14 protein-coding genes and 1 pseudogene are annotated in these 20312 nt (G+C 73.1%); 5 read left to right on the top strand and 10 right to left on the bottom strand.

The features are described 5' to 3' along the window. Positions 1-61: 61 nt before the first annotated feature. Positions 62-1480: a hypothetical protein gene (locus ACFQZ6_RS28435; protein ID WP_381614456.1), complete on the bottom strand. Its 1419-nt coding sequence runs from the start codon at positions 1478-1480 to the stop codon at positions 62-64. Between the two features lie 125 nt (positions 1481-1605). Here ACFQZ6_RS28435 and ACFQZ6_RS28430 point away from each other — a divergent pair, with 125 nt between their 5' ends. Further along, a complete protein-coding gene (locus ACFQZ6_RS28430; RefSeq protein ID WP_381614453.1) occupies positions 1606-3255 on the top strand; it encodes a hypothetical protein in 1650 nt (549 codons plus the stop codon). A gap of 55 nt (positions 3256-3310) precedes the next feature. Here ACFQZ6_RS28430 and ACFQZ6_RS28425 read toward each other — a convergent pair whose 3' ends face one another. The 5 genes from ACFQZ6_RS28425 to ACFQZ6_RS28405 form a co-directional block, all read right to left on the bottom strand. Continuing rightward, positions 3311-4462, bottom strand: coding sequence for an XdhC family protein (locus ACFQZ6_RS28425; RefSeq protein ID WP_381614450.1), 1152 nt, complete (start codon positions 4460-4462; stop codon positions 3311-3313). Positions 4463-4518: 56 nt separating this feature from the next. Next, a complete protein-coding gene (locus tag ACFQZ6_RS28420; RefSeq protein ID WP_381614447.1) occupies positions 4519-5976 on the bottom strand; it encodes an NCS2 family permease in 1458 nt (485 codons plus the stop codon). Between the two features lie 111 nt (positions 5977-6087). Further along, positions 6088-8481, bottom strand: coding sequence for a xanthine dehydrogenase family protein molybdopterin-binding subunit (locus ACFQZ6_RS28415; RefSeq protein WP_381614444.1), 2394 nt, complete (start codon positions 8479-8481; stop codon positions 6088-6090). A gap of 3 nt (positions 8482-8484) precedes the next feature. Beyond that, positions 8485-9006: a (2Fe-2S)-binding protein gene (locus tag ACFQZ6_RS28410; RefSeq protein WP_381614441.1), complete on the bottom strand. Its 522-nt coding sequence runs from the start codon at positions 9004-9006 to the stop codon at positions 8485-8487. After that, entirely contained in the window at positions 9006-9896 is an 891-nt protein-coding gene (locus ACFQZ6_RS28405; RefSeq protein WP_381614438.1) for an FAD binding domain-containing protein, read from the bottom strand. The genes ACFQZ6_RS28410 and ACFQZ6_RS28405 overlap by 1 nt, the downstream gene beginning before the upstream one ends. Before the next feature lie 305 nt (positions 9897-10201). On the opposite strand from ACFQZ6_RS28405, the gene ACFQZ6_RS28400 reads away from it, so the two are divergent. Beyond that, positions 10202-11875: a PucR family transcriptional regulator gene (locus ACFQZ6_RS28400; protein WP_381614435.1), complete on the top strand. Its 1674-nt coding sequence runs from the start codon at positions 10202-10204 to the stop codon at positions 11873-11875. A gap of 139 nt (positions 11876-12014) precedes the next feature. Further along, on the top strand, positions 12015-12773 hold the full coding sequence (locus tag ACFQZ6_RS28395; protein ID WP_381614432.1) for a hypothetical protein: 759 nt from the start codon (positions 12015-12017) through the stop codon (positions 12771-12773). 390 nt (positions 12774-13163) lie between these two features. Here the strand turns inward: ACFQZ6_RS28395 and ACFQZ6_RS28390 are convergent, their stop codons facing one another. Further along, positions 13164-13880 (bottom strand): GntR family transcriptional regulator, encoded by a 717-nt coding sequence (locus ACFQZ6_RS28390; RefSeq protein ID WP_381614429.1) that lies wholly within the window; start codon positions 13878-13880, stop codon positions 13164-13166. A gap of 150 nt (positions 13881-14030) precedes the next feature. Here ACFQZ6_RS28390 and ACFQZ6_RS28385 point away from each other — a divergent pair, with 150 nt between their 5' ends. Next, complete coding sequence (locus ACFQZ6_RS28385; RefSeq protein ID WP_381614426.1) at positions 14031-14933, top strand: (2Fe-2S)-binding protein; 903 nt, start codon at positions 14031-14033, stop codon at positions 14931-14933. Positions 14934-15236: 303 nt separating this feature from the next. Continuing rightward, a complete protein-coding gene (locus ACFQZ6_RS28380; RefSeq protein ID WP_381614423.1) occupies positions 15237-16292 on the top strand; it encodes a DUF2637 domain-containing protein in 1056 nt (351 codons plus the stop codon). Between the two features lie 85 nt (positions 16293-16377). Here ACFQZ6_RS28380 and ACFQZ6_RS28375 read toward each other — a convergent pair whose 3' ends face one another. The 3 genes and pseudogenes from ACFQZ6_RS28375 to ACFQZ6_RS28365 all read right to left on the bottom strand — a co-directional run bounded on the left by ACFQZ6_RS28375 (position 16378) and on the right by ACFQZ6_RS28365 (position 20223). After that, positions 16378-16848 carry an ATP-binding protein gene (locus ACFQZ6_RS28375; protein WP_381614420.1) on the bottom strand — a complete coding sequence of 157 codons (471 nt, stop codon included), beginning with the start codon at positions 16846-16848 and terminating at the stop codon, positions 16378-16380. A 178-nt stretch (positions 16849-17026) separates the two neighbouring features. Beyond that, positions 17027-18769: a pyruvate dehydrogenase gene (locus ACFQZ6_RS28370; RefSeq protein ID WP_381614418.1), complete on the bottom strand. Its 1743-nt coding sequence runs from the start codon at positions 18767-18769 to the stop codon at positions 17027-17029. A 63-nt stretch (positions 18770-18832) separates the two neighbouring features. Next, positions 18833-20223, bottom strand: a pseudogene (locus ACFQZ6_RS28365) (protein phosphatase 2C domain-containing protein). Between the last annotated feature and the right edge of the window lie 89 nt (positions 20224-20312).

The following is a 20312-nucleotide window of genomic DNA, read 5'->3' as shown; positions in this document are numbered from 1 at the left end:
CACCAACACCCCCTGCCGCGCCCCGCGTTCACGCCCGGGCACACGCGGACGAGCGTACCGCTCACCCCCGCGCCAGCACCCGCCGCGCGCCCGCGATCACCGCGGTGGCCAGTACCCAGCCGGAGACGGTCAGGAAGACGGCGACGGCCTTGTCGGCGCCGACCGGGTCCCAGGCCGCGCGGTGGCCGAGGCTGGCGACGGGGATCAGCAGGTCCAGGCTGTACAGGACGGGGTCCCAGGCCAGCGCGGGCTTGCCGCCCGCCGCGCGGGGCGGGTGCCGGGCGAACCACACCGAGCCCGCCGCGGCGAGCGACACCAGCCACACCAGCGCCCGGCGCGGCACGTAGCCGTACCCGAACAGCGCGTCCTGGACGGCGCCCCACACCCGCCCGGTCAGACTGTCCCGGCGCCGCAGGTGGCGTTCGCGGGCGTGCCGTACGGTGCGGGCGGCGCGGTCGTCCCCGGCGGCCTCGTACGACCTGGCCAGTTGCTCGAAGGTACCGGCGCCCGCGTGCGGGTCCCGGGTCAGCCAGCCGAGCCGGGCCCGTACGCCGACCGGGCGGGCGCTCTCCAGCCGCTGGTAGGTGAGGCCCTCCAGGTGGAGCGCGCCGGGCGCGGCCCAGGTGTCGTCGGAGTCGACGAGGACGTCGACGGTGGCGTCCTGGAGGACGACCTGCCCGTGCGGGGGCTGGCGCAGGTCGACGCGGAGGCGGGGGACGCGTATCCGGCTGAGCAGCAGCGCGCCCGCCGGGGCGGCGAGGACGCTGTCGTGGAAGGTGACCACGCCGCCGACGTCGGCCGACCGCAGCAGCACCTGCCCGGCGCTGCGGAAGCCCCAGTCGGCGTAGAAGCCGCCGCCGCACACCAGGCCGGTGGCGTCGACGCCGCCGACGTCGGCGGCGTGCAGGTTGACGGCGTAGGTGACGCGGGCGTCGCGCACGTACAGCGCGCCGGACGTGGTCAGCTCGCGGGCGTGCACCGAGCCGCCGACGGAGAGCCGGGGCGCGAGCAGCGACCAGGCGCCGCCGCCGGTGACGGTCGCCTCCTCCAGCAGCAGGTTGCCGCCGATCCGGGCGTCGGCGAGCCGCAGCACCCCGCTGGCGGCGCCCTCCCGCAACCGGCGCGGCGCCCGCGCCCCGGCGGCGCCGACGGGCTCGGTCAGCGGGTGCGGGGTGGGGTCGCCGTCGCCCAACCGCGCCCCGGTCAGGCGCAGTTCGCCGTCCAGGGCGAGCTGGTCGGCGTGCAGGGCGGGCAGCCGGGACCCGGAGAGGTCGACCGCCACCCCCGTGAGCCCCGTCAGCTCCACCGGGGAGTCGAACTCACACCCCGTCAGCGCGAGCGGCACCTCCAACCGGCAGTGCGCGAGGTCGAGTCGGCCGGTGACGCGCAGACCGTCGTGGGCGACGGCCGCGGCACCGGAGTCCGCCGCGTCGGTGATCGCGGCGCGCAGGGCGGCGGCGTCGACCGTGCCGCTGAGCACCCTGGGACGGCGTGGACGGTGACGGCGTACGCGAGCTTGCATGTGGTGATCCCCCTTGTCCGGCACGGTCATTGTGACGCGGGCGCGGGACGGGGAGCCGCGCGCGGGCCCCGCATACTGAACCCATGGACCGCCCCGCCGACCGCGCCCCGCGCGTCTCCGCCGCCGAGACCGTCACAGAGCTGCTCGCCGACTGGACGCGGCAGACGCACCGGGAGCTGAGCGCGGTCACCGAGATCGACGCGGGCGGCAGCGGCGGCGTGCTGGTGTCGGCGTACGTGCGGGAGCTGGACCCCGGGCGGCAGGGCGGCCGGATGATCATCAAGGTGCTCGGCCCGTCGGAGGAGACGGTCGGGGAGCCGGGCCAGCACAAGGCGGCGCTGATCGCGCGCACCGAGGGCAACAAGGACTTCGTCGACCAGCATCTGGTGGGCCTCGGTCCGGAGCCGCACAAGGTGGACGGCACCTGGGTGATGTTCCAGCTCCCCGCCGGTGACGAGGACGCTGTGACGCTGGCGGGCGTGGACCGGCGCAGGCTGCCGCACCTGGCCGCGCGGATCGTCGCCGGGGTGCTGGCGGGCTGGAACCCGGAGGACCCGCAGGTGGTGGAGCGGACGGCGGCGGAGTTCGTCGCGGACATCCTCGACCGGCGTCTCGACCCCGAGGGCCCGCTGCTCGGCTGGGTCAGGGGCCGCCTCCTCGCCCGCCCCGCGGAACCCCCGTGGGTCTCCCTGCCCGGCGGCGACCGCCCGGTGCCCAACCCGCTCAACCTGGGCGCGGGCTCCGACCTGGCCCGGTACCAGCTCGACGTCCCCCAGCGCGGCCGGGCGCACGGGGACCTGCACCCCGGCAACATCATGGTGCCGAGGCAACCGGCCGCCGGGGACGACGACTTCGTCCTGATCGACCTGTCCCGCTTCGCCCCCGACGCGCTGCTGGCCCGCGACCCGGCGCACCTGCTGCTCTGCCTGGTCGCGGGCTACCTGCCGCACCTGGACGACGAGGCCCGCGCCGAGCTGATCCCCGGCCTCCTGCGCGCCCCCTGCGACGGCACGCTGGTCCCCCAGGGACTGGCGGCGCTGGTGGCGACGGTCCACGCGGCCTGGCTCGACTGGGGAGTCCGGCACCGCATCCAGCGGGACTGGCGGCGCCAGTGGTACCTGGCCGTCCAGGGGTGCGCGCTGATGTTCCTCGGCCGCAAGGGCTACTCGGACCGCGACCGCTGGTGGTTCTTCCAGTTGGCGGCGGAGGCGTGCGGGGCGTACCTGGACGAGATGGGGGTACGGCGCCCGCACGACGCCCCACTGGTGGCTTTGGACCCGGCGGTGGAGCCGGTGCCGGTGGCACCCGCCGCTCCCGTGGCCCCGGCCACCGCACCGCCCCCGCCGGACCGGCCAGCGGGCGACCCCGACCCGCTGCTGGGTCTGCTCCAGAAGATCGAGCAGACCTACGAGACCCCCATGCGCCAGTTGACGGCGGCGGACCCGGCGCTGATCCCGCTGGAGTCGGCGATGGCCATCCGGCTGCACGCGCTCACGTTCCGCACCGAGCTACGCGCCGCGTCGGCCGCCAACTACCACGCGCTGGACGTCCGCCCCGTGCGGGACGCGCTGCGCGTGGTGGCCATGGAGGCGCAGGTCACGGAGGCGATGCTGGCGCGCGGGGAGACGTTCCGCAGCGGTCCGGTGCTCCGCGACCTCGTCAGCGCGCTGGACGACCTGCTGGACGCGGTGGCCGCCGCACGCCGCGACCTGCTGACCCCGGCACACCCCTGACCTCCTGCCCCCGGCGCACCCCCGCCCGACCCCGGCGCACCTCTGACCACGGCCGCTACGCCACCGACCCGATCCGCCCCACCGCCCCCGACGGCCCGTCATGGTGGATCGGCGTGTGCGCCCCGGTCAGCGACACCCCGCTGCCGCCCCGCCGCGCGGCGACGATCTCCGCCGCGATGGACAGCGCGGTCTCCTCCGGCGTACGGGCGCCCAGGTCCAGCCCGATCGGTGAGCGCAGCCGCGTCAGCTCCAGATCGGTGACGCCGACCTCGCGTAGCCGGGCCTCGCGGTCCAGGTGGGTGCGGCGCGAGCCCATGGCGCCGACGTAGGCGACGGGCAACCGCAGGGCAAGTTGGAGCAGGGGGACGTCGAACTTGGCGTCGTGGGTGAGGACACACAGCACGGTACGGGCGTCGACGGGGGTGCGGGCGAGGTACTCGTGGGGCCACTCGACGACGACCTCGTCGGCGTCGGGGAAGCGGGCCGGGGTGGCGAAGACGGGACGGGCGTCGCACACCGTCACCCGGTAGCCGAGGAAGGCCCCGACCTTCACCAGGGCGGCGGCGAAGTCGATCGCGCCGAAGACGATCATGCGGGGCGCCGGTACCGACGACTCGACCAGCACCGTGAGCGGCGCCCCGCACCGCGACCCCTCCGCCCCGATCTCCAGGGTGCCGGTGCGCCCGGCGTCCAGGAAGGCGCGGGCCTCGGCGGCGACCGTGCGGTCCAGCTCCCGGTGGGCGCCGAAGCCACCGTCGTAGGAGCCGTCGGGCCGCACCAGCAGGGCCCGCCCGCGCAGTTCGGCGGGGCCGGAGACGACCCGGGCCACGGCGGCCGTCTCCCCCGCCGCGGCGGCGGCCACCGCACCGGCGACCACCGCCCGCACCGCGTCCCCGGCCCGCACCGGCGTCACCAGCACGTCGATGACGCCGCCGCAGGTGAGGCCGACCGCGAAGGCGTCGTCGTCGCTGTAGCCGAACCGCTCCAGCACCGTACGACCATCCGCCAACGCCTGTTGGCACAGCTCGTAGACCGCGCCCTCCACACAGCCGCCGGAGACCGAGCCGACCGCCGTGCCGTCGGCGTCCACCGCGAGGGCGGCGCCGACCTGGCGCGGGGCGCTGCCCCCGACCGCGACCACGGTGGCCACGGCGAAGTCACGTCCCTGCCCGGCCCACCGGTGCAACTCCTCGGCGATGTCCAGCATCTCCCGGTCTCCTTACCGCGACTGGTGTACGTGAACGAGTGCCCCGACGGGCGCGGCTACCGCACGCCCAGCCATCCCTCGATCGGGTTGAGGGCGTAGAAGACGACGAAGACCGCCGTCAGCGCCCACATGAACGCGCCGATCTCCCGAGCCTTGCCCTGCGCGGCCTTGATCGCCACATAGGAGATGACCCCGGCGGCGACCCCGGCCGTGATCGAGTAGGTGAACGGCATCACCACCACGGTCAGGAAGACCGGGATCGCGGTCGCGCGGTCGGCCCAGTCCACGTGCCGGGCGTTCATCATCATCAGCGCGCCGATGACGACCAGCGCCGCCGCGGCGACCTCGCCGGGCACGATCGCCGTGACCGGCGTGAAGAAGAGACAGGCGGCGAAGAACAGCCCGGTGACCACCGACGACAGCCCGGTACGGGCGCCTTCCCCGACGCCGGTCGCGGACTCCACGAACACGGTCTGCCCGGAGGCGCCCGAGACACCGCCGATCGCGCCGCCCGCACCGTCGATGAACAGCGCCCTGGACAGCCCCGGCATCCGCCCCCTGTCGTCGGCCAGTCCGGCCTCCGTGCCGACGCCGATGATGGTCGCCATGGCGTCGAAGAACCCGGCGAGCACCAGCGTGAACACGATCATGCCGACGGTCATCGCGCCGACCTCGCCCCAGCCGCCGAACTCGACGGCACCGAAGAGGCCGAAGTCCGGCATGGAGACCGCGCTGCCGTGCAGCTCGGGCGCGCCCCCGGCCCACTGGTCGGGGTCGATGACGCCGAGCGCGTTGAGGGCCACCGCGAGCACGGTGCCGCCGAGGATGCCGATCAGGATGGCGCCGGGAACGCCGCGTGCCTGGAGCATGAAGATGCCGAGCAGCGTGAGGGCGAACAGCAGCACCGGCCACCCGGCCAGCTCACCGCCCGCCCCCAGGGTGACCGGCGTGCCCCGCCCCTGCTGCACGAACCCGGCCTTGTAGAAACCGATGAGGGCGACGAACAGCCCGATGCCCATGGTGATGGCGTGCTTGAGCGCCAGCGGGATCGCGTTCATGATCATCTCGCGCAGGCCGGTGACGACCAGCAGCATGATGACCACGCCGTAGATCACGCACATGCCCATGGCCTGCGGCCAGGTCATCGCGGGCGCGACCTGCGAGGCGAGCACGCCGGAGACGGACAGTCCCGCGGCGAGGGCGAGCGGCACCCGGCCGAGGAACCCCATCAGCAGCGTGCTGAGCGCGGCGGCGAACGCGGTCGCGGTGATCAGGGCCTGCTGCCCCATGGTGTTCCCGGCCGCGTCCTTCCCGGACAGGATCAGCGGGTTGAGCAGGAGGATGTACGCCATCGCCATGAAGGTGGTGACGCCGCCGCGCACCTCACGCGCGAGGGTCGATCCCCGGTGGGATATGTGGAAGTACCGGTCGAGCCAGGAGCGTCCGGCGGGGACGCGGGTGCCCGCACCCGCGTCGTCCGCGGCGGTCGTCGGCTCCAGGGACTGCTGGGCCATGTGCCCTCTCCCAAGTTTCGTAGGGGTTTGGGATGTGCACGACCCGGGGGACGGCCCGGTACGTACGTTCTTCGGTGCCCCGGCGCCGCTCCCGGCGCCGGGGGAACGGCGTCAGGAAGTCGCCGCCGTGCCGGTGAGGTGCTCGGGACGTACCGGCGTCCGGTTCAGTTCAAGACCGGTCGCGTCGCGGATGGCGGCGAGGACGGCCGGGGTGGAGGACAGGGTGGGCGCCTCACCGACGCCGCGCAGCCCGTACGGGGCGTGCTCGTCGGCGAGTTCGAGGACGTCGACGGGAATGGTCGGCGTATCGAGGATGGTCGGAATCAGATAGTCGGTGAACGAGGGATTCCGCACCTTGGCGGTCACGGGATCGACGACGATCTCCTCCATCACCGCGATGCCCAGCCCCTGCGTCGTACCGCCCTGGATCTGTCCGATGACGGAGAGCGGGTTGAGCGCCTTGCCGACGTCCTGGGCGCAGGCCAGCTCGATGACCTTGACGAGCCCCAGCTCGGTGTCGACCTCGACGACGGCGCGGTGCGCGGCGAAGGAGTACTGCACGTGCCCGTTGCCCTGCCCGGTGCGCAGGTCGAAGGGCTCGGTGGGCCGGTGCCGCCACTCCTCCTCGACCTCGACGGCGTCCTCCCCCAGCACGTCCACCAGGTCGGCGAGCACCTCGCCCGCGTCGGTGACGACCTTGCCGCCCTCCAGCAGCAGCTCGGCGGTGGCCCAGGCGGGGTGGTACGACCCGAACTTGCGCCGCCCGATCTCCAGCACCCGCTCCCGCACGCGTTCGCAGGCGTTCTTGACGGCGCCGCCGGTGACGTACGTCTGCCGGGAGGCGGACGTCGAACCGGCGCTGCCGACCTGGGTGTCGGCGGGCTGGATGGTCACCTGGGCGACGCCCAGCTCGGTCCGCGCGATCTGGGCGTGCACGGTGACGCCGCCCTGCCCGACCTCGGCCATGGCGGTGTGCACGGTGGCGACGGGCTCACCGCCGACGACCTCCATCCGTACCCGGGCCGTCGAGTAGTCGTCGAACCCCTCGGAGAAGCCGACGTTCTTGATGCCGACCGCGTACCCGACGCCGCGCACGACGCCTTCCCCGTGGGTGGTGTTGGACAGACCGCCGGGCAACTGCCGTACGTCGGCGCCCTCGCTGCTCTCCCACTGCCGCTCCGGCGGCATCGGCATCGCCTTGACCCGGCGCAGCAGTTCGGCGACCGGCGCCGGGGAGTCGACGCGCTGCCCCGTCGGCATGAGGGTCCCCTGCTCCATGGCGTTGCGCTGCCGGAACTCCACCGGGTCCATACCCAGCCGCTTGGCCACCTTGTCCATCTGCGCCTCGTACGCGAAGCACGCCTGCACGGCGCCGAAGCCGCGCATGGCCCCGCAGGGCGGATTGTTGGTGTAGAGGGCGATGGCCTCGATCTCCACGTCGTCGACGACGTACGGCCCGACGCCGAGCGACGAGGCGTTGCCCACCACCGCCGGGGACGCCGACGCGTAGGCACCGCCGTCCAGCACGATCCGGCACTTCACGTGGGTGAGCTTGCCGTCCCGGGTGGCGCCGTGCTCGTAGGTGAGCTTGGCGGGGTGGCGGTGGACGTGCCCGAAAAAGGACTCGAACCGGTTGTAGACGATCTTCACCGGCTTGCCCGTCCGCAGCGCCAGCAGACAGGCGTGGATCTGCATCGAAAGGTCCTCCCGCCCGCCGAAGGCGCCGCCGACCCCGGAGAGCGTCATCCGCACCTTCTCCTCGGGCAGCCCGAGCACCGGGGCGATCTGCCGCAGGTCGCTGTGCAGCCACTGCGTGGCGACGTACAGGTGCACGCCCCCGTCCTCGTCCGGCACGGCGAGCCCGGACTCCGGCCCGAGGAACGCCTGGTCCTGCATCCCGAAGACGTACTCGCCGCGCACCACGACATCGGCCTTCTCCCTGGCCTGGGCGACATCGCCGCGCACGATGGGCTGCCGGTGCACGATGTTCGGATGCGGCACGTGCCCGGCATGGTGATCGTCACGCCCCTCGTGCACCAGCACGGCACCCGGCGCGACGGCGGAAGCCTCGTCGGTGATGACGGGCAACTCCCGGTACTCCACCCGGATCTTGGCGGCGGCGCGCCGCGCGGTCTCGGGATGGTCGGCGGCGACGATGGCGACGGGCTCCCCGTGGTGCCGCACCTTGCCGTGCGCGAGCACGGGCGTGTCCCGGATCTCCAGCCCGTAGTGCTTCACTTCACTCGGCAGGTCGTCGTACGTCATGACGGCGTACACACCGGGCAGCGCGAGCGCCTCGCTCGTGTCGATCGACAGGATCTCGGCGTGCGCGACGGTGGAGCGCAGGATCTGCCCCCAGAGCATGTCCTCGTGCCACATGTCGGAGGAGTACGCGAACTCGCCGGTGACCTTGAGGGTGCCGTCCGGGCGGAGCGTCGACTCACCGATGCCGCCCCTGGTCCGCGAGCCCTGGGTGATCTTCGTGGGTGCGCCATTGGTCGGCATGGGTCAGACCGCCTCTCCCTGCCGGGCGGCCGCGAGCCGGACCGCGTCCATGATCTTCTCGTAGCCGGTGCACCGGCACAGGTTGCCCGACAGCGCCTCCCGGATGTCCGCGTCGGACGGGTTGGGGTTGCGCTCCAGCATCTCGTCGGCGGCGACGACCAGCCCCGGCGTGCAGAACCCGCACTGCACGGCACCGGCGTCGATGAACGCCTGCTGGACCGGGGAGAGTTCGTCTCCCGCACCGCTCTCGTCGCAGGACTGGGCGCAGTCCCGCTTCCTGGCGTACTCGGCGAGCCCCTCGACGGTGACGACCTCCCGCCCCTCGACCTGCCCGGCGGCCACCAGGCACGCGCACACGGGAACCCCGTCGAGCCGCACGGTGCACGACCCGCACTCCCCTTGCTCACAGGCGTTCTTGGACCCGGGCAGCCCGAGCCGTTCCCGCAGCACGTACAGCAGGGACTCGCCCTCCCACACGTCGTCGGCTTCCTGCGGACGTCCGTTGACCGTGAAATTGACGCGCATCAGGCGACTCCCTCCGTGGCGCGGGCGGTGCCGCGGTAGGACTCCCAGGTCCAGGTCAGGGTCCGGCGGGCCATGACGCCCACCGCGTGACGGCGGTAGCTGGCGGTTCCGCGCACGTCGTCGATGGGGTTGCAGGCGGCGGCGCACAAGGACGCGAACTCCTTGGCGACGGACGGCGTGATGATCTTCCCGTTCTCCCAGAACCCGCCCTCCTCCAGCGCGGCGTTGAGGAACTCCTCGGCGGCGAGGGCGCGCACGGGGGTGGGGGCGGCGGACCCGATCCCGGTCCGCACCCGACGGCTCGCCGGGTGCAGGGCGAGCCCGAAGGCGCAGACGGCGATGACCATGGCGTTCCTGGTCCCCACCTTCGAGTACTGCTGCGGCCCGTCCGCCCTGTCGATGTGCACGGCGCGGATCAGCTCGTCGGGCGCCAGCGCGTTGCGCTTCACGCCGGTGTAGAAGCGGTCGATGGGGATCATGCGCGAGCCGCGCACCGACTCGACCTCGACCTCGGCACCGGCGGCGAGGAGGGCGGGGTGGGCGTCCCCGGCCGGGGAGGCGGTGCCGAGGTTGCCGCCGACGCCGCCGCGGTTGCGGATCTGCGGGGAGGCCACGGTGTGCGAGGCGAGCGCGAGCCCCGGCAGCTCGGCGCGCAGGTGCTCCATGATCCGGCTGTAGGGCACGGAGGCCCCGAGCCGCACCCGCCGCTCCCCCACCTCCCACTCAAAAAGATCACCCACACGATTGAGGTCCATCAGAAAATCAGGCCGCCGATGATCGAAATTGATCTCGACCATCACGTCGGTGCCACCCGCAATCGGCACAGCGGTGGGGTGCTCGGCCTTCGCGGCGAGCGCCTCCTCCCAACTGGCGGGGCGAAGGAAGTCCATGACCGGCTCTCTTCTTCGTCTCGTGGGTCATTCGGATTGAGCCAATCCGTGTGCGGCGGGCGAGGCTCGTTCATGTGCTGTTCACGCGGAGTGGTGCCAGTACACAGCGCCGTCCTCCGCACGGGTCAGTCACGGAAAACATGAAGGAGTTGGCTGGCCAGGCCGGGCATCTTGTAGATTCGTATGAACGGAGGCGACTGGAAACCTCCGCGTTTTCCTGTGGAAACGTGAGACACGCCGAGGGCGCCCCACCGTCACCCCCCGATCCACCCACTTTTTCGAGACACAGAACGGCGGCGACGAGAATGCGGCTGCGCGCACTGCTGGACACCGATGCGCTGGGGCTGCGGCTGCTCGGCGGCGAGGACGAGCTGGACCGCACCGTGCGGGGCGTGATGACGACGGACCTGCGCGACCCCAGCCGCTACCTCTCCGGCGGCGAACTGGTCCTCACGGGCCTCGCCTGGCGCCGGGACGCCGCGGACTCCGACCCTTTCGTGCGCATCCTGACGCAGGCGGGCGTGGCGGCGCTGGCGGCCGGTGAGGCGGAGCTGGGCGACATCCCCGACGACCTGGTCGTGGCCTGCGCCCGCCACCGCCTCCCGCTCTTCGCGGTGCACGAGTCGGTGGCCTTCGCGACGATCACCGAGCACGTCGTACGGCAGGTCTCCGGCGAGCGGGCGGGCGACCTGGCGGCCGTCGTGGACCGGCACCGCCGCATGATGACGGCGGGCCCGGCGGGCGGCGGCCCGGACGTCGTCCTGGACCTGCTCGGCTCCGACCTGGACCTGCGCGCCTGGGTGCTGTCCCCCACCGGCCGACTGATCGCGGGCCCGAAGGCCAGCGCCCCCCAGCTCCCGCCCGAGACGTGCGCGGCCCTGGCGGCGGAACACCTGTCGGCCACGCGCGCGGGCCGCCGCGCCCCGCACCGCGTCCTCCTCGGCACGTCCACCTACTCCCTCTTCCCGATCCGCGGCACCGGCCGCTCCCCCCAGGGCACCCTGGACATCCGGGAGACGGTCCTGTCCGAGTGGCTGCTCGCCGTGGAGGCGGACGCGGGCGACTGGCCGGAGGAACGCCTGGACCTGCTGTACGGCGTCACGCAGCTCATCGCGGTGGAACGGGACCGCCGCGACGCCGCCCGCACGGTCCGCCGCCGCCTCGCCCAGGAGGTACTGGAACTGGTCCAGGCGGGCGCGGCCCCCGCCGAGATCGCCGCCCGCCTGCGGGTGGCGGCCCCCGTCCTGCTCCCCGGCTCCGGCGCGGCCCCGCACTGGCAGGTGGTGGTGGCCAGCGTCGACTGGCGGGGCGACGACCTGGAGACGGGCGGGACGGCGCAGTCCCTCCTTGAGGAGGTCCTCGTCGACCCCCTCGCCACCGGCCCGGAACCCTCCGACCGGATAGCCGTCGCCCACACCGGCGAGGAGGCGATCGCCCTGGTCCCGCTCCCGGCGGTCTCCACCGAGCACGACGGCTCGGAACAGGGCATCCACGCCGACACCCTCCTGGAGGCGATCCGCGCCCCCCTGACGTCCGGCCTGGACGACGACGGCCGGGTCACCCTCGGCGTCAGCGCGCCCGTGCACTCCGCGGAGGGCCTGCGCGGCGCGCTGGAGGAGGCCCGGCACGCCCGCCGGGTGGCCGCGGCCCGCCCCGGCCGGGTCTGCGCCGCGGGCCACCAGGAACTGGCGTCCCACGTCCTCCTCCTGCCCTTCGTCCCGGACGACGTACGCCGCGCCTTCACCGCCCGTCTCCTGGACCCCTTGCGCGAGTACGACGGCCGCCACCGCGCCGAGCTGATCCCGACCCTGGAGGCGTTCCTCGACTGCGACGGCTCCTGGACGCGCTGCGCCTCCCGGCTCCACCTGCACGTCAACACGTTGCGCTACCGGGTGGGCAGGATCGAGCAGTTGACGGGCCGTGACCTGTCGCGCCTGGAGGACAAGCTGGACTTCTTCCTGGCGCTGCGGATGAGCTGAAACCTGATCGACCGAATCTCCCCCCACTTTGTGAATTCTTTCACCCGCCCCCTTGGCCCGGCGCCCTGATCGGTGCTGGAATGCGACCACTCAACAGCTCGATGGCGCGCTCGGGGAGGGCAACGTGGCGCATCCCGCCATGTCTGGTACCGGAACGACCTCAGAGAACGATCCCCTCCAGACCGCGGTATGGCGGCTGCGATCGCGGGCCTGCTGGGCCGACGCGGCAGCCCTGCTCCGCCCGGACACCGCGGACTCGGCACTGCAACGGGCGGCACTCCTCGTCGAGCGCTGCCTGTACACCGAGAAGGGCTGGGAGGACGCCGAGGACGCGCTGCGCACGGCGGAGGCCCTGGCCCACACCGACGAGGAGCGCGGCGCCGCCGCCTGCGAACGCGGCCAGCTCGCGTACGCCGCCACGCTGCACGGCGTACGCGACCGGGCCGACGAGGCGCGGGCCGCGCTGGGCAGGGCGGCGGCGCTGATCCCGCCCGGGACGCCGGGCCGGGCGGTCCTCGACTTCCGGCGCGGCCTCATGGCCGAGAACCTCACGGGCGCGCCCCAGGCGGCCCGCGCGGCCTACCGCCGCGCCCACGCGGGCGCGACGGCGCACCCCGACGCCCTGCTCCTCTCCTTCACCTGGCGCCACCTCGCGGGGCTCGCCCTGCGCGACGGTGACCTGGCGGAGGCGCGGCACGGCTTCTCGGAGTCCCTGCGCATCCGGGAGGAACTGGGCTACCTCGTCGGTACGGCCCCCGCCCTGGTCTCCCTCGCCGCGACCGAGCCCGAACCGGAGGCGTCCCGCCTCCGCGAGGAGGCCCGCCGCCTGTTCCGCCTCCTCGGCGGCGTCCCCACGTGGCTCACCACCCAACTGGCCCCTCCAGCGGCGACGGCGTGACCCTACCGGCGGTAGCCCACTGTTCTCGCCCCTGCGGAGAGGCCACCCGGCGTGGGCGCTGCCGCGGGGGTGGGTCGCGCGGCCCGGCGCAACGGGGTGCCGCTGCGCCCACCCGTGCCGCCCCAGCGGCACGACTGCCCGCAGCTAAGCGAGCAGGTGGGCCCGCAGCTAGGGCGAGAGCCAGCGACGAGCCGCAGACGCCGTACTACGGAAGGGGACGTGTCGGGGGGTGTCCGCCCGCAGTGGTTCGCGCGCAAGACGCCGTCCACCCCACGACCCAGAGCCCGCGCGGTTCCGAGGACGGACACCCCCCGGCGCGGCCCCGCCCCACCCCCCGGCAGACAGCGCTACGCCCGCCACCCACACCACCCGCGCAGGCCGCCGCAGGCGTCACCGCACGCGAAAGTGCTCCCGCACCAGCGACCGCGCCACATCCACATCCCGATCGATCAGCGCGTCCAGCAACGCCACGTGCTCCGCCGCATCCGCCACCAGCCCCGCCACGTCCCGGACCAGCGGCCACTGCGCACGCCGGTGCAGATCCTCCGCGATCCGCACCAGCTCCGCGTTCCCCGCCAGCCCCAGCACCCCCCGATGAAACGCCCGGTCAGCCTCCACGTACGTAGCCCGGCACCCCGCCCCCGCCGCCCGCACCGTCGCCTCCGCCAACGGCCGCAGCTCAGCCCACCGCTCCCCCGGCACCGACCGCGCCAGCCGCAACACCACCGGCACCTCGATCAGCGCCCGCACCTCCGCGAGCTCCGCCAGCTCCCGCTCCCCCCGCCGCACCACCCGGAACCCCCGGTTCGGCACGACCTCGACCGCCCCCTCCAACGCCAACTGCTGCATCGCCTCCCGCACCGGCGTCGCCGACACCCCGAACCGCTCCCCCAGCACCGGCGCCGAGTACACCTCCCCCGGCTCCAGCTCCCCCGCCACCAACGCGGCCCGCAACGCGTCCAGCACCTGCCCCCGCACGGACGCCCGCTGCACCACCCCCCGAGCCCCCGGCACCGCACCGCCCCCGCCGCCGCCGCGCGTGTGCTCCCCGCGAACCCCCTGAGCGCCCACGGAGCCCCACACCCCCTGCTCCACAGGTCCTCCCACAGCTCCGCATTGTCGGCACTTGGGGCAATTAACGACGTCTTGTTACTCACCCGTCAAGCACCTTAGGCGCACACCCGCCCCCTGCAAACTCCACCCAACCGCGGGTAAGGTAAGCCTTACCTACAAGCAGACGTGAATCGGTGGTCACACATGCCCGCACCCCACTCGGCGGTCACGGACGCGTACACCCGCCTCACCCAGGCATACCCCTACCTCACGATCACGGAGCTGCCCCCGGGCACCCCACCCCCCACCGGCGACGACTGGGTCACCGCCGCGGCCCTGGCCACCGACGCCCCCGCCCTGGACCGCTTCCTCGCCTGGGACGACGAACAGACCCAGCGCGACTACGACCACAGGGCCCGCCCCGACGTCATCGCCAGCTTCGGCCTGCACCGCTACATCTGGCCCGCCTGCCTCCTCTTCACCGTCCCCTGGTTCCTGCACCGCCGCGTCCCCCGCTACCCCGTCACCCACGTCTCGTACGACCGCACGGCGGGCCGCATGGCCCTGCACCCCACCACCACGCCCACCCCCTTCGCCTGCCTCCCGGACGACCCGGCGGCGAAGCTCCCCGGCGCCCGGGTGGTCCCCGACGAAGAGGCCCTGCGAGCCGAGGTCCGCACCGCGATAGCCGAACACCTCGAACCGCTCCTCGCCGCCTTCGGCCCCCGCACGCGCCGCCGCGGAAGGGCACTGTGGGGCATGGTGACGGACGACGTCGTCGAGGGCCTGTGGTACATCGCCCAGCAACTCGGCGAAGGCGAAGAGGACAGGGCCACCCGCGAACTGGAGGCACTGCTCCCCGGCACGGCACGCACGAAGCCGTACGTCGGCACCCCACCGTTCCGTGCCCGGCGCACCCCGGACGGCCGCGCCGAGACGACCCGCGACCGGGTGAGCTGCTGCATGTTCTACACGGTGGCCCCGGAGGACACCTGCGACACCTGCCCCCGCACCTGCGCCCGCCCCACCCAGCGCACCCAAGCCCCCACCCTTGCCCCCGCCCCCACCCCCACCCCCACGCCCACCCCCAGCCCCACCCCCGCCTGACACGACGTCAACAAGCACCACACCGCACATCGAGTAAGATCACCCGCGAGCGTGACACCCGTACGGTTACAGCCGATTCACAATTCCCTCACGCCCCCCGGGAACTTTCCGCGGAACCACCCGTACGGGTAGTCTTATTCGAACTCAACTCCCGCCCGTCAAGCGGCAGTTCGAGCAGAACGCCGCCCTGGACTCCCCTCTCCCCCACCTTGGCGGCCTCTTGCCCCGAAACCCCCTGAGGCGCGGTGGGTTTGGGCCACCATGGCGGGCGTTACGCCCTATCCCAGTTGCAAGGGACCCCAGATGAGACTGACCGACATATCGCTGAACTGGCTGCTTCCGGGCGCCGTACTGCTCCTGGGCATGTTGGCGGCGGTAGCGGTGCTCGCGCGCGGCAAGCGCACCCTGGCCAAGGAGGCGAGCGCGGACGACTCGTGGGAGCGCGCCGAGGAGCGCCGCAGACGCAAGGAGGCCCTCTACGGCACCGTCTCCTACATCCTCCTCTTCTGCTGCGCGGCGGTCGCCGCCGCCCTCTCCTTCCACGGCCTGGTCGGCTTCGGCGAGCAGAACCTCGGCCTGAGCGACGGCTGGCAGTACCTCGTCCCGTTCGGCCTGGACGGCGCGGCGATGTTCTGCTCCGTGCTCGCGGTGCGCGAGGCCAGCCACGGTGACGCGGCGCTCGGCTCCCGGATACTCGTATGGACGTTCGCGTTCGCCGCGGCCTGGTTCAACTGGGTGCACGCGCCCCGCGGCACCGGCCACGCTGGCGCCCCGCACTTCTTCGCGGGCATGTCCCTGTCCGCGGCCGTCCTCTTCGACCGCGCCCTGAAGCAGACCCGCCGCGCCGCGCTGCGCGAACAGGGCCTGGTGCCGCGCCCGCTGCCGCAGATCCGCATCGTCCGCTGGCTGCGGGCGCCCCGCGAGACCTACAAGGCCTGGTCGCTGATGCTCCTGGAGAACGTGCGCAGCCTGGACGAGGCGGTCGAGGAGGTCCGCGAGGACAAGCGCCAGAAGGAGGAGTCGCGCCTGCGCCGCCGGGACCAGCAGCGCCTGGAGCGCGCCCAGTTGAAGGCGATCAGCCGGGGCCACCGCGGCTTCGTCGGCCGGGGCGGTGGACGCCAGGTGGAACTGCCCACCGTGGAGCGCGCCGACATGACGACCACCGCGGAGCCTGCCATAGCGGCGTCACCGACGCCCGAACAGCTCCCGGTCCGCACCCGCCCGTCGCTCCAGCCGGTCCGCACCGCCACTTCTGACCCGGTCAAAGTAGACCTGACCGCGGAGGACGACACGATGGCCCTGCCGCGCCTGGACTCCCTGGAGCGCAAGCTCAAGGACCTGGAGCAGCAGTTCGGCTGATACGGCCACCCCCCGCAGACGAAGGGGCGGGAGCGCGACGGGCAACGTCACGCTCCCGCCCCTTTCCAGCACCTGAACGACTTGCCTACACGCCCATCTCGAACCACACGGCCTTCCCCACCCCGTGCGCCCGCACCCCCCACGCGTCAGCGAGCGCCTGCACCAGCACCAGCCCCCGCCCATGCGTACCGTCGCCACCGCCCCCCTCGCCGCCACCCTCACCGCCGCCGTCCGCCGGAAGCAGCCGGGGCGGCCGGGCCACGAAGTCCCGCACCTCCACCCGCACTCCCCGCTCCCCCACGACGGCCGTCAGGAAGGCTTCGCCGTCGGTGTGCACGAGCGCGTTGGTGACCAGCTCGCTGGTGAGCAGCTCCGCGACCTCGCGCCGCTCGGGCAGGCCCCGGTCCCGCAACAGTTCCCGCAGCGCCCGCCTGGCCTCGGGCACCGCCCGCAGATCGGCCCGCCCCAGCCTGCGCCAGAGTCGTGACGCCTCCGCGGACCCCTGCGCGTCGGTCCCGATGGCCACGGGACCGCCCCCTCGTACCTGCCTCTTCATGACCCCCGCCTGCGTGCCGATGTCGGTTCCCCTCCTGCTCGAACACGTTCACGGAATCCATGCCCCGTGGGTACGGCCCCAGACATGAAGAGCCGTCAACGACCAACGCAAGCCAAAACTGGCCGAAATGCAGAGGCCAGCGACCCACCACCGGCCACCCTCCCTCTCCCTCCCCCCGCTATGGCCGAGGCACGTTCCGCAGGTTGGACCGCGCCATCTGCACCATCCGCCCCACTCCCCCGTCCAGCACGATCTTCGACGCGGAGAGCGCGAACCCGGTCACCATCTCCGCGCTGATCCGTGGCGGAATGGACAACGCGTTGGGGTCGGTGACGACGTCCACGAGCGCGGGCCCCTGGTGCTTGAAGGCGGCCTTCAGCGCACCGGCGAGCTGCTTGGGCTTCTCCACCCGCACCCCGTAGGCCCCGCAGGCACGGGCGACGGCGGCGAAGTCGGGGTTCTTGTTGGTGGTGCCGTAGGAGGGCAGCCCGGCGACGAGCATTTCCAACTCCACCATGCCCAGCGAGGAGTTGTTGAACAGCACGACCTTCACGGGCAGGTCGTACTGCACCAGCGTCAGGAAGTCCCCCATCAGCATGGAGAAGCCGCCGTCCCCCGACATCGACACGACCTGCCGCCCCCGGTCGGTGAACTGCGCGCCGATCGCCATGGGCAGCGCGTTCGCCATCGACCCGTGGGAGAAGGACCCGATGATGCGGCGCCGCCCGTTGGGCGAGATGTACCGAGCCGCCCAGACGTTGCACATCCCGGTGTCCACGGTGAAGACGGCGTCCTCGTCGGCGATCTCGTCGAGCACCGAGGCGACGTACTCGGGATGGATGGGAACGTGCTTGTCGACCTTCCACGTATACGCCTTGACGACCCCCTCCAGCGCGTCGGCGTGACGTTTCAGCATCTTGTCGAGGAACCGCCGGTTCTCCTTCACCTTCACCCGCGGGATCAGACAGCGCAGGGTCTCCTTCACGTCCCCCCACACGGCGAGGTCGAGTTTCGAGCGTCGGCCGAGGTGTTCGGGCCGTACGTCGACCTGCGCGATGGTCACGTCATCGGGCAGAAAGGCGTTGTAAGGAAAGTCGGTGCCCAGCAGAATCAACAAGTCACACTCATGAGTGGCCTCGTAGGCGGCCCCGTACCCCAGCAGCCCACTCATGCCGACATCGAATTCATTGTCGTACTGAATCCACTCCTTTCCCCGAAGCGCGTGCCCCACCGGCGACTTGATCCGTCCGGCGAGTTCCATGACCTCGGCGTGCGCGCCCGCCGTGCCGCTGCCGCAGAACAGGGTGACCTTGTTGGCCCGGTCGATCAGCTCGACGAGCCGGTCGATCTCGGCGTCCCCGGGGCGGACGGTGGGCCGGGAGGTGACGAGGGCGGTCTCGGCGGCCTTCTCGGGCGCGGGCTGCGAGGCGATGTCCCCGGGCAGCGAGACCACGCTGACACCGCTGCGCCCGACGGCGTTCTGGATGGCGGTCTGCACCAGCCGCGGCATCTGCTTCGGACTGGAGATCAGCTCGCTGTAGTGGCTGCACTCACGGAACAACTGGTCCGGGTGGGTCTCCTGGAAGTAGCCGAGCCCGATCTCGCTGGACGGGATGTGCGAGGCGAGGGCGAGCACGGGCGCCATGGAGCGGTGGGCGTCGTACAGCCCGTTGATGAGGTGCAGGTTGCCGGGCCCGCAGGAACCGGCGCAGGCGGTGAGCTGCCCGGTGATCTGCGCCTCCGCCCCGGCGGCGAACGCGGCGGTCTCCTCGTGGCGTACGTGGATCCAGTCGATGCCGGAGTTGCGGCGGATCGCGTCGACGACCGGGTTGAGGCTGTCCCCGACGACGCCGTAGAGCCGTTTGACTCCGGCGCGGACGAGGATGTCGACGAACTGCTCGGCGACGTTCTGCTTGGCCATGGTCCCAGCACCCCTTCACGCCCTGTGGGTCTCTTTGGGTCCATCAATCCACACCCGTCGCGGTTACGCCTCCCAAACGGCGGCGGCCGTACGGTCGTCGGAGTACCCCTTGACCCGCACCTGGGCGTCGGCGAGGAACTCCGCGACGCCGGGCGGCTCGGGCGCGGACCAGCGCCCGGTCAGATGGGCGGCGAGGTCCGGCTCCCCGCGCAGCGGCTCGGCCAGGCCCGCGGTGCAGACCAGCAGGGTGTCGCCCGGCCGGGCGACGGAGGCCCGGAACCGGAAGGGCTCGCGGGGTGGGGCAGGGGCGGGCTCGTAGGGGCTGGGCGGGGTCGGTATGCCGAGGCCATGGTGAGCCGGTCGCCCTCGGGGGTCTCGGACGGCGGCGAGCCGAAGCCGACGACGGGGGCGCCGGTGACGTCCGCGACCGGCGGCTCGATGTCCTGCCACTCGCCGTCCCGCAGCCGGAAGAGTCCGCCCGGTCCGACGCCGAAGAAGACCCGGGTACGGCACTCGGGGTCGGCGGGCAGCAGCAGGCAGCGCAGGCTGGCGGAGTACTCCTCGGGCCGCAGCCCCTGTTCGGCGGCGCCCGCGCGGAGCCTGCCGAGGCTGCGGTCGGTCAGCCGGTGCAGGCCCGACTTCAGGTCGCCGCGCCGCCCGGCCCGGATGTCCTCGGCGAGCCGGGCGTGACTGCGCCCCACGGCCTCGCCTATCCACCGGCACACGTCGGCCGCCGCGCGGTGCGCGCCGGGGGTGGCGCGGGCACCGGTCGCCATCGCCACCAGCACCAGCGCCTGTTCGCCGGTGCCGAACCGGGCGGTGAGCAGGGCGTCGCGGCGGGGTTCGCCCCGGTAGCGCGCGGAGTCCCCGCGCATCGACACGGCCCGCAGGGTGCAGGCGCCGTACCGGGCGCCGTCGAGCACGGTGTCGGCCACGAGGCCGTCGAGATCGTCGGGGTCGGCGGGCGGCAGGTGGGTGGGCTCGGGCTCGTAGGTGGGCGGGCCGGAGCCGACGTAGGCGAGAGCGGGGCCGGGCGGCCGGGGGGCGGCGGTGCCGGTCACCACCGGGTCGGACGGCGGTATGGTCCCGGAACCGGTGGTGGCCGCGGTGGGTCCCTGGGGTTCAAGAGGTCCCCCCTGGGGTTCAAGAGGTCCCTGGGGCTCAGGAGGTTCCCCCGGGGGCTCCGGAGGTCCCCCCTGGCCCTCCCCGGCCCCCCGCTGCCGGAAGATCCCACCGCGCCGCGGCCCCCCGCCCCGCCGGGCGTCCGCGGACACGCCGCCGGAAGCGGACCCGGAACCCTCCCCGGGTAACGCCACCGCCCCGGAAGCCGACTCGAACCGGTCGTCCAGTGAGTCCGGCGCGGCCGTCGGACCGGTGTCCTCGGTGGAGTCGTCGTACAGCTCCCCCCACCAGTCGTCGGACTGACCGGCGGGCCTTCCCCCTTGCTGGCTCATGCCCCCAATTGTCCACCGCCAGGCCGATATGAAAACGGGTCACCGGAAATTCGGGGGTCGCCGGGCGGCTCCACCCCCCACGGGAGAAC

The organism is Streptomyces flavalbus (assembly GCF_042674625.1).
Lineage (GTDB): Bacteria > Actinomycetota > Actinomycetes > Streptomycetales > Streptomycetaceae > Streptomyces > Streptomyces flavalbus.
The sequence above is the reverse complement of the archived record's forward strand: the minus strand, read 5'-3'. Positions and strand labels throughout refer to the sequence as shown.

Excerpts from the sequence above, each read along its gene's own strand:
- ACFQZ6_RS28430 (WP_381614453.1), top strand. The coding sequence starts at position 1,606 with ATGGACCGCCCCGCCGACCGCGCCCCGCGCGTCTCCGCCGCCGAGACC.
- ACFQZ6_RS28420 (WP_381614447.1), bottom strand. The coding sequence starts at position 5,976 with ATGGCCCAGCAGTCCCTGGAGCCGACGACCGCCGCGGACGACGCGGGT.
- ACFQZ6_RS28425 (WP_381614450.1), bottom strand. The coding sequence starts at position 4,462 with ATGCTGGACATCGCCGAGGAGTTGCACCGGTGGGCCGGGCAGGGACGT.
- ACFQZ6_RS28375 (WP_381614420.1), bottom strand. The coding sequence starts at position 16,848 with ATGAAGAGGCAGGTACGAGGGGGCGGTCCCGTGGCCATCGGGACCGAC.
- ACFQZ6_RS28370 (WP_381614418.1), bottom strand. The coding sequence starts at position 18,769 with ATGGCCAAGCAGAACGTCGCCGAGCAGTTCGTCGACATCCTCGTCCGC.
- ACFQZ6_RS28395 (WP_381614432.1), top strand. The coding sequence starts at position 12,015 with ATGTCTGGTACCGGAACGACCTCAGAGAACGATCCCCTCCAGACCGCG.
- ACFQZ6_RS28385 (WP_381614426.1), top strand. The coding sequence starts at position 14,031 with ATGCCCGCACCCCACTCGGCGGTCACGGACGCGTACACCCGCCTCACC.
- ACFQZ6_RS28405 (WP_381614438.1), bottom strand. The coding sequence starts at position 9,896 with ATGGACTTCCTTCGCCCCGCCAGTTGGGAGGAGGCGCTCGCCGCGAAG.
- ACFQZ6_RS28415 (WP_381614444.1), bottom strand. The coding sequence starts at position 8,481 with ATGCCGACCAATGGCGCACCCACGAAGATCACCCAGGGCTCGCGGACC.
- ACFQZ6_RS28400 (WP_381614435.1), top strand. The coding sequence starts at position 10,202 with ATGCGGCTGCGCGCACTGCTGGACACCGATGCGCTGGGGCTGCGGCTG.
- ACFQZ6_RS28410 (WP_381614441.1), bottom strand. The coding sequence starts at position 9,006 with ATGCGCGTCAATTTCACGGTCAACGGACGTCCGCAGGAAGCCGACGAC.
- ACFQZ6_RS28380 (WP_381614423.1), top strand. The coding sequence starts at position 15,237 with ATGAGACTGACCGACATATCGCTGAACTGGCTGCTTCCGGGCGCCGTA.